Below are 7,875 nucleotides of genomic sequence, written 5' to 3' on the forward strand. Positions count from 1 at the left end.
GCTACAACGACGATACAGAATTTTAATAATATTTAGTGAGAAGATATCAGGCTGCGAGTTCAAGTATTTTGAGCCATTTACCCTGAATTGTGTTGATAGCGGCCAGATTAGACAGAATAATGGGTGGATTGAAATTAAGGCTGGAGTGGGGTCTCAGGAAGTTATAGTAAGTGACGAAGAGGGTAGTGAGCACGGCAGCGCCGTTGATATTCTTGAAACCGCAGCGAGCGCGGGTGTGGAACTTGTAGGTACGGTTGAGGCGTTCAATGAGTTGTTTCAATGGTCGGTATTGTTTGGATTCATCGTCATCGTTAGAGAGGCCGATGACCTTGAGACGTTTGATGGATTTGTCAACATTATTGGAATTGAAAGCGAGAATTGCTGCGTCGTATGATGGATTTCCATCGGCGATAAATTCGATGGATGATTGAGTATGGTCCGGGACATTTTCCATTACTTTTGTTATGGTAGAGAGAGCGGGAAGAACCCCCCGGTTATCCGAGATATTGAATGCCCATACAGCTTTTGATTGTGCACCGATTACGAACCATGTGTAGCCCCACTGGTCAGTGATACGAATGTAGGTTTCGTCGCCGATGATCTGGGAGTCGCTTACGGTTCCCTGGTATTTTTGGATAAAGTTCCAGGCGAGCACAGCGGCGTTTTTTTGACAGTTCAGGACAGTCTGGTGAGAGATGTGGATGTTATGAACATCACGAAGAATCTGTCGGGTCATTCTCGCACTGATGCCGTAAGATATGCTGTACTTATAAATAGTGTGGGTATCAGCCGCTTTCCAGCGGTAAAGCGCTCTTCCGCAATATGGACACCAGTACCTGGCTTTGCCTTCTTTACGAATGTGGTTTGACTGAAAGAGGGTGTTGCACACTTTACAGCGCAACTGGCTTTTTTTACAGCCGTCGTTGACGTAAAGATAGCTGGCAGGTGCATTGCAATTTTCACAGTGAGCATACGAGGGCGGAAGAAGCGAGTTTTTATGACGACGAACCGGTGGGAGGTCCTTACCGGTTTTGATGCGATGTTCTTTGAGGAGTTGTTTGAAATCTGCTGAAACTGCAACTTTTTTCAATGGGGGTTTTGTGAATGGCGCAAGGAGATCAACTACAAACTTACGATAATTCGGATATTTTTCATTAACGTTTGCTCGAAGCGGAATGTTATTTCGTTTACCATGTATAACTTCTAAGAGTATGTTTACTGCAACGAGAAGTTCATCAAAATAGAGTTGTTTGCAAAACCAACGTACTAAACGGGTAATTGAAGCTATTCTTCGCATGCGGGCGCTGTCTCCTTTTTAATGGATGCTTATTCTATGTAAGTATAAGATTGCAGCGCTCGTATGCTTTTAAAAAGTAAAAATATCCCCAAATATCGGGGGGGAACATGTCAAATCTACCCATCTTATTTATTAACAATATAATAACTTACTTTTTATGTCAATACTTTTGACAGTACGACAAACATATTAAGGAGAATAAAAAATGAAACGCCGCGATTTCTTCGTACAGGGCGCCGCCGGGGCGCTGACTCTGGGACTGGCAGGATGCGGAGCAAAACCGCGGACAATGGGCATCAAGAAAACAATGCTCAACTGGGAGGAATTTACCTTCGAGCCGACCATCCCCAAACCCTCTGGTACAATACCGACCGGGGAACTGGGGAAAACCGGCATCAAGCTCTCCAAATTCGGATTCGGCTCTCACATGCGGGCGGATATCGTCAAGTACACCGACGAACGACAGCGGATAATCCGCGCCGCGTACGATCTAGGAGTCACCCTCTTCGATATATACGATGAGGAACAGAAATGTTATCAGTATGAGCCGATGGGAAGATACATCGAGCCGTTCAATAAGAACGTGGTGCTTTCCATTGCCTTCCTGCCCTATGAAAAACGTACTTTCGAGCAGGAATTCGAGCGCGACCTCCGTGTGCTGAAACGGGATTACATCGACATGGTTCGTCTCCATGCATACGACCAGAAACACCCGCAGTGGGACCAGTGGGAGAAGCTGTTCAAGATGAAGGAGAAAGGATATGTCCGGGCGGTAGGCATACCCATTCACAACATAAGCGACCTTGATATGGCGCTCAAGAACTATCCCCTGGATTATGTGCTTTTCCCTTACAATTTCTATCATAATGTAGGCTGGCACGATGTGAAAAAGCCCCAGTGGGACAACTTCGATCCCCTGCCGGTAATGCTCCGCAAGAAGGGGGTAGGGGTCATGACCATGAAAGCATTCGCCGGAGACTTCCTGGTGGGGCCGTTCCGGAAGATCGCCCGCGCGGCTGTGAAATACAAGGATGTCAATTTCAACCAGGCGGCGCTGCGCTATGTTATCAATTCACCATTAAAGCCCGATACCACGGTCACCGGCATGTATAACATGGATCATCTCTATACCAATGTCGGCGCGTACTACCAGCCGAAAATGACCAATGAAGAGCGCGCCCTTTTGAAAGAAGTCAGGGATGCCGCCCAGATGACCGCAAAAGCATATCTGCCGAAACACTATCGGTTCCTGGAGAATTGGGCTGCGGCGGAATCGGACCTTGATGCATATAAAAAAGGATAAAGAAGAAACAATGAATTCGCTTCGATTTAATTCTTCCCTTTTGTCAAGCACGTTCATTTTATTACTCTTCTGTTTGTCAATTGCGGAATGCAGGAGATGCAAAGTACATGGTGTGATCGAAGGATTGCAATCGACGGGGTCGACAATGGGGATGAATGGGCAAATGCACGGAAATCTTTTGACGAACAGAAAATAACGGTGGGTATGTATAATAATGATGAAACGGTATTTATACTCCTGTCGACCAGTGACCAGCGTATCCAAAGGCAGTTGCTGGCATTCGGGTTAACCCTGTGGCTTGATGAATACGGCGGAAGCGCAAAGGTGCTGGGACTCCGTTTCCCACTCGGAATGAAAAACCCCGGCGGGTCGTCCGGCGGCGGCCTGAATACCCGGCGCGGGAACCAGATGGATGCCGCGCTGGAGTCTATCCAGGACAATCTCGAATTGATCGGGCCGGAACTCTACACGCGCTCCATAATTTCAGTGAACGAAGCTCAGAAATACGGCATACAATGCAGAATCGGCAGCGCCCAGGGGAAACTGGTGTACGAGCTGCAATACCCTTTGCAGCGGACGGATTCATGCCCCTATGGTATTTCGGAAAAAAAAGTCATGAAGGTAGGCATAGGAATTGAAACAGGGAGGATAGATTTCAGCCAGGAGAGGCAGCAGTTAAAAGAAAGAAGTGGAGGGGGCCGCAGCAGCTCAGGATCGCGCGGAGGAACGGGAGGAAGTTCGGGATCCGGAAGCAGCAGGAAAGGCGGGGGGTCTGGATCGAGCGGCGGTTCGCGGGGATCCGGCGGAATGGTGGTGGACCCGTTTGAAATGGGGGTGAAAGCCAAACTTGCGGAAAGAGGCGCAGATAAACCCTGATTTGCCGTATACCATATTCAAAATGGAAGAGGCAGCCCGATTTTTCAGCCCGGCTGCCTTTTTTTATATAATGAGCAGGTTTTCATAAACTAATTTTACCGATAATGCGTCTTAACACAGTATTGCCTGTAGAATATCCGAGAAACCGGGTTTGTCGGAAATGGCTTAAAAGCCTTGTGAAAAGCATTTTATTGAATGAAATCACCACTTTTTCTAAACTCACCTCTTGGTCTCCTCTCTATTATATAGAGGAGATAACTCGTTGCGAGCCTTATGGTTCCCCCTCTATAGTATAGAGAGGGGGTCAGGGGGTGAGTTTCGGCGAATAGAAAATAACATGCATTTAGACTTTTTCACAAGCTTTTTAAAACCTTATTGTCAGGAGAAAAGATGAGATCACATACATCCGGTATTTTGTTTCCGTCAGGAATTGTCATTTTTTTGATCCTGGTTTTTATCGGCTGCGGATTGAAAGAAATGGACAGCAGATGGTGTGATCGAACAGTCACGATCGACGGAATCGACAGCGGCGCCGAATGGGAAAGCGCACGGTATTTTTTCGATGACGAACAGGTAACTGTAGGTCTGATGAATACCGAGAGCATACTTTATGTGAGAATATCCACAAGGGATCCGCGAATCCAGAGAGAATTGATGGCCTATGGATTTACCCTGTGGTTTAATGAAAACGGAGACAAAAATAAAACGCTGGGGATTCGTTACCCTTTTGGAAGTCAGGGCGACAGCACAATGGCCGTCGGCAATGCGCCAATGAACCGGAGTGCTGCTTCCAGCCATACAGATACATTGATTGCTTCCATTCCCCATGAAATTGAACTCTTCGGGCCCCAGAAAGGCCAGTGTTCCACAGTATCTTTCGTTGATGCGGCAAAATACGGGATCATGTGTCAAATCGGTAATACAAAGGATAATTTAGTATACGAACTGCAGTATCCTTTGCAGCGGACGGAGGCATGTCCTTATGGTATATCGGTAAATCAAATCAGGAACCTTGTGATATATTTTGAAACAGGGAAGATGATTCCTGTCAAAACGAAGCAGCCCGAACAGAAGATCAGGGGAAGAGATAGAGGGAACAGGGAACCGGGTAGTGGATTGATCGGGGGCCATGGAGGGATGGGTGGCATGGATCAGCGTAACAGAATGAGTAATGGCCCCGGCCTTATAAGGCCGGAACCGCTTGTGATGTGGTTGAAAGTCAATCTGGTTGTTGAAGGCAGATGATTCTAGTGCGGCTGTGAGGGTACTATTCGAGCGGCAGTTCCCCGTATTTCTGCAGTGTGCTCTTGCCGGCAGCGGCATATTCGATCAGGGAAGTGATAGTGAACAAGGTGTCGAATTCACGGCGGCTGCATGTGCGAGCGGTTTCATCGAGGAAAGGGCGGGCCAGATATTCGCCGATAGAGGGGCTTTCTAAGACCTGCTCGCGGAAACACTGCATAATCCGGGAATCATGACTGTATGCGACTTGGCGGCGGAAGAGTTTCCGCATGGCAACCTTTACTGCGGATGGCATCCGGTTGTAGCAGGAACGGAGGAAGAAATACAGGAGTTTCTTTTTCGAGTGTATAGATGAATTCCAGGATGCATTATGGATATCAAGCGTTTCGGGCGAGAGCCGAGTGATTAATTGCCGAAAGAAGGTATAGTATTGCTTCTGTACATCCGGACAATTCATGATGTAGAGGAAAAACGGGGTGGACTCGAGCGGAATATGCGGCCAGAAGAAGAACCGCTGCATATCAATGCCCTCATAATGCCAGTTGTAGCAGTATCCGGAGAAGACGAAGTGGACATATTTCTGCTCAAAACTCTCTTCCGGATAGGATGAAAGCACCCGTCTCAATTCCCCGATAAGTTCCCGTTCGGGGATCCCGGTGAGCCTGGCAGCCTCACTGATGGAGAAGAGGCCCATCATCAAGTATCTCCCCCCTTTAGAGAGAATGTACTTGACCATATCGTCGGGGCTTTTCAATCTCTTTGCAGCCCGGTAATCCCGTAGAATCATCCCTGTATTCCCGTTAAATTGACTGAAGTCGGGGCCATAAAGCGATTGTATCTCACGGTAATAGGGGATTATGAATTTCATGCCGAAATAATTCAATCCGCATTTTATCCGCAACAGAGTATACGTATCCATTCCGCTGGGCATGGGAAGGTCCACCTTCCGCCAGTCAATCCGGAATGCGTTTGCAACCTGCTCGGCGATTTCCACATCCAGGATGGATGTTCCGTAGTAGTCCAGGAACGTGATTCCCTCGAAGGGCACTCCGGCTCGTTTTAGTCCCGCACCGACTGTCCGGGAATCCAGTCCGCCGCTGAGCCAGAGTATATTCCGGCTGGCCCCAGATGCTCCCGCTCTGTCACGGCAGGCCTTTTCAAGCAGTGAAATGGATGCCTCGATATTGTCCTCGAGTGACAGACTTGCATACCGTTTTTCTTCAAAATTCAACTCATGGAGAGATTCGATAACGGTGTAAGGGAAATGGGGAGAGCAGTACAGGATGGCTCCCTGCTTCAGGCGAGTCACATTTTCAAACAACGTTCTCTCCCCCAAAGGAAATGCGAACACCAGGTATTGCGCCATTGCCATACGATCGAGAGCGACCGGGGATAAAAATTCCTGGAAAACTCCGATTTCCCGCGAAATCAGGAAATAATCCTCATTTTTAGAGAAGTAAAGGGGTAAATGACCAAGAAGATCATTGAAAAGGATGATCTCACCGGAGTTTCTGTTCTGAATGCAAACAATGAATTCGCCATCGGCGTCAAGCAGCCATTTACGCAGAAGTTCCTTCCCTGTTTCCCTGTTCTGGAAGAGAAGATCGGCGAGTTCGAGCAATTCGGATTCCATTACCTCCCGGGGCTTGTTATAGATGTATCCTTCCAAAGCGAAGTGGAAATCCCGCCGGGTAAATGTTGTTACCGGATAATTCCCATACCCGGTAAAAGCAAGAATAAAATTAGTCCCGCGAAATAGGATCCTGCGTTTATAATGTTCTGTATGGAGCACTGAATCCAGAGATGTGAAGAATGCGGTTTCCATCTGCACATCTTTTTTAAAATCAATCAACAAACTAATTCCGGGCATATGTTCCTCTAATCAATCTTTTTCCCCTCATCAAGGTATTCTTCCCGGAACATCCTTATAAGAATAAGAAGGACGGTAATGATCAGGGGGCCGAGCACCAGCCCGATAAATCCCCATTCCTTGAGTCCGATAAAAACTCCCAGGAGCACGGTAACCGGATGGATATTTCCGAGCGAGCTGATCAGCTTTGGCCGTACCACATTGTCTATGTTGCCGACAAGCAGGAAACCCCAGAGTATAATACCTATGCCGCTGAAATAATTATGCTGGGCAAGCTGGATAAGGCCGGCAGGGAACCAGATAATAAACGTTCCCAGGAACGGGATGAATGACGTGATGACCGTGACAAACCCCCAGAGCAGCGCCCCGGAAATACCGAATATCAGGAAACCGATACCCGTCAGGGTGCCCTGAATGATGGCAATGAGAAGCTGTCCCAGGATGAGAGTACGGGTATTGAGCGATATTTCGCGGAGAAGCTTATCGCAGTTTGCATAACTTAAGGGAAAATAGTTTTTAAATGTCGCAATCACCTCTTCTGAACGGATCAGGAGATAGTACATGATAAAAATTGTCAGAAATGCATAGAGGGCTAATCCGGAAACACTGAAAATAATTTTCGGGCCGATGACAGTAACCGCGCTTTTAACTGCTGTAGACATCTGGGATTTGAAATTGTCGATGTAATCGGATATATTTAAGGAAAATTGATCGTAGAAAAAATTCTGGAGGCCGGTCAGTGCATCCTGCATACGGTTAAATGTATTTTCGGTAAAAAGCACTGAAAATTCTTTCTGGAGCCCGAAAACTATCAGTATGAACGGAATGAAGATCAGGGCGAAGATAATGAGGATTATTATAAACGCCGAGAGTGATTTTCGTTTGGTGATTTTCAGAAAATATCCATATATTGGATTGAAGAGATAGGCAAAAACGCAGGCTGTGGCCAAAGCAGGTAAAAAATCTTCGATGATGAAGTAAAATTTTACTACAAGGACCAAAATAATGAAGAGAAGAAAATAGAACCCAAATTTTTTGATTTTCATGGCTGTTCACGCAATCTCAGGTTTTTCGGATACGAGAGTTTCTCATATACTTGAGTAGTATCAAAAAGAAGCAGCGGATTGTCAAGCTAAAAGTATTTTCCTGGCCATCCCCCATTTTTTTCTTTGGCGACAAATATGCCATGCTATTTATATGCTCTAAAGACAAAATCCCCCCGCCGCATAAAGCGGCGACCCCCTTATAAAGGGGGTAAAAGCTGCCTGCCAACATGATTCCCCCCTT

At 46.8% G+C, this 7,875-nt stretch carries 7 protein-coding genes; 3 read left to right on the top strand and 4 right to left on the bottom strand.

From position 1 onward, the window contains the following. Positions 1-46: 46 nt before the first annotated feature. Positions 47-1,090, bottom strand: a complete 1,044-nt coding sequence (locus Q8O92_08020; protein MDP2983259.1) for a DDE-type integrase/transposase/recombinase — start codon at positions 1,088-1,090, stop codon at positions 47-49. Between the two features lie 412 nt (positions 1,091-1,502). On the opposite strand from Q8O92_08020, the gene Q8O92_08025 reads away from it, so the two are divergent. The 3 genes from Q8O92_08025 to Q8O92_08035 all read left to right on the top strand — a co-directional run bounded on the left by Q8O92_08025 (position 1,503) and on the right by Q8O92_08035 (position 4,721). Then, the gene (locus Q8O92_08025; protein ID MDP2983260.1) at positions 1,503-2,600 is read left to right on the top strand and encodes an aldo/keto reductase; all 1,098 of its coding nucleotides are present in this window, start codon (positions 1,503-1,505) and stop codon (positions 2,598-2,600) included. A 96-nt stretch (positions 2,601-2,696) separates the two neighbouring features. Continuing rightward, entirely contained in the window at positions 2,697-3,476 is a 780-nt protein-coding gene (locus Q8O92_08030; GenBank protein ID MDP2983261.1) for a hypothetical protein, read from the top strand. 390 nt (positions 3,477-3,866) lie between these two features. Then, the gene (locus Q8O92_08035) at positions 3,867-4,721 is read left to right on the top strand and encodes a hypothetical protein (GenBank protein ID MDP2983262.1); all 855 of its coding nucleotides are present in this window, start codon (positions 3,867-3,869) and stop codon (positions 4,719-4,721) included. Between the two features lie 22 nt (positions 4,722-4,743). On the opposite strand, the gene Q8O92_08040 is transcribed toward Q8O92_08035, so the two are convergent. The 3 genes from Q8O92_08040 to Q8O92_08050 form a co-directional block, all read right to left on the bottom strand. Beyond that, positions 4,744-6,588: a hypothetical protein gene (locus tag Q8O92_08040; protein ID MDP2983263.1), complete on the bottom strand. Its 1,845-nt coding sequence runs from the start codon at positions 6,586-6,588 to the stop codon at positions 4,744-4,746. A gap of 8 nt (positions 6,589-6,596) precedes the next feature. Continuing rightward, positions 6,597-7,634 (bottom strand): AI-2E family transporter, encoded by a 1,038-nt coding sequence (locus Q8O92_08045; protein MDP2983264.1) that lies wholly within the window; start codon positions 7,632-7,634, stop codon positions 6,597-6,599. A 16-nt stretch (positions 7,635-7,650) separates the two neighbouring features. After that, on the bottom strand, positions 7,651-7,875 hold a 225-nt coding region (locus tag Q8O92_08050; protein ID MDP2983265.1), incomplete at its 5' end, for a hypothetical protein.

Source organism: Candidatus Latescibacter sp. (assembly GCA_030692375.1).
Taxonomy (GTDB): Bacteria; Latescibacterota; Latescibacteria; order Latescibacterales; family Latescibacteraceae; genus JAUYCD01.